We start from the raw sequence: 1,645 nt of genomic DNA on the forward strand, positions 1-1,645 counted from the left end.
CTTAAAAACCTGGGGTGGGCTCGGCTCAAACAAAATCGCTATGCTGAGGCAAAACGTCATCTCCAGGATGCTATTAATTTAGATAATACAAAGGCACCAGCTTACTGTTTGCTAGCCCAGGTACTAGAAGAAGCAGGTGAAAAAAATACGGCAAGAATTATGAATAATTGGAAATCTTGCCTGGGATATGCCTCCCATTATTCTATAGATGAAGACAAATGGATTGACCAAGCTAGACAGCGCTTAGAAGCTGAGTTAAATAAACAGTTGCCGAATAAACAATGAAGACTCTTTGGTAGTTGTTCTGCTCAGCTCTTAACTTGGAATCGGGTGCATCTCATTTTTACTGTTTGAACCGGTGGATGGAATGGGGATCAGGCGTGGAACGGGCATCTTGCCCGTTACAATTTTCGGATAGGCTGTCCCAATGGTGGTGACGAGGGGTAAAATGAGTGCGAGCTCAAAGGTGGTGCGTTTCGGAGCGGTCTTGGTGGCTAAGTCCTGTGGGATATCAACCTGGTATTGAAAGTTTGCTGCATAACTTTTGGTGCTTAGCCAGATAAGTCTATAGATACTTGAATATCAGCTATCAGCACTCAGGATTTAGCAGGTAGTGGATGATCTGAATGCTTATATTTATGGTAGTCTTAAGAACTGCTTCAAGCCTATACTTACTCAACAGGAAAATGTAAAAGTGCGACCCTAAAAGCATCTCAAATTTTTGAAATAAAAGTATACTCAGTATGGAAGAACTAAAATGAAAAACATCGTAGCTGCTTTGACAATCGTTGGTATTACCGTTGCACAAGGTTTTACCAATCAAGTTCGTGCTGATAAAGTGCCTATAGCAATTGCAGTAAAAGTTCAAGGAGAGGTTAACATGATCACACTAACTGATGAAGACGTTTGGAGATATGAAAGTATATTAATTGATCATAAGCTTTATCATGGTGACTTAGTAAAAATAGAGAAGGGAGCTAATTTAGTCATCAAATGCAACAACAACAGCCAAACATGGACTATAGCTGAAGGTATTTGGGGCGTGAATAATAATTGTGGGGATAAAACTAACCCATTCGGCGAAGGGCTGGAGCCATTTGCCACAGAGCTGAAGTCTCCCGAGACAGATGCACTGCCCACCGTAGAATAGACGAGATTAAATCTAGGGTGGGCAGTGCATCACACCAATTCGTTTTTTTGATTACTCATGGAAAATTGTGCTGTAGGTCTATATCTCTAGATCAGTAGCCACAGCACAATTTACTTCTTTTCTTGACCTATCCTACATCTCTTCCATAAGTCACCAACTTCACATCATGCAACAGGTGAGAAGAATTGGCGGTAGTACAAGAGCATAAAACTTCTAACGCTGCAAGGTCTGTTAAAAGCAAGTAAAAGTAGGGCAGGCAGTGGATCGCATCGATTCATCCCAGGGAAAACCGTGCTAGCCATAAACCAACCTAAGGATTTTCTCTTAAGATTCCCCTTTCCGGTTTGCTTGTGACCAAGCCAGCAACCCCTAAATTCAAGCCACATCGACACTGAAAAGTTCCAATTGCTTGGGTTTGGTAGCACTGACTTCCACTTTGTTGAGAGCACACACAATAGACCGTCCAACATGGTGAGAGACTGCTGGAGGAAGTGC

2 protein-coding genes are annotated in these 1,645 nt (G+C 42.1%); both read left to right on the plus strand.

Annotation, left to right across the window (positions count from 1 at the left end):
* A partial coding sequence (locus F6K49_RS46855) for a tetratricopeptide repeat protein (protein ID WP_293109330.1) occupies nucleotides 1–285 on the plus strand: 285 nt, incomplete at its 5' end.
* Between the two features lie 472 nt (nucleotides 286–757).
* Complete coding sequence (locus tag F6K49_RS46860; protein WP_075896702.1) at nucleotides 758–1,150, plus strand: hypothetical protein; 393 nt, start codon at nucleotides 758–760, stop codon at nucleotides 1,148–1,150.
* The last annotated feature ends 495 nt before the right edge of the window (nucleotides 1,151–1,645 follow it).

This window comes from Moorena sp. SIO3I6 (assembly GCF_010672095.1).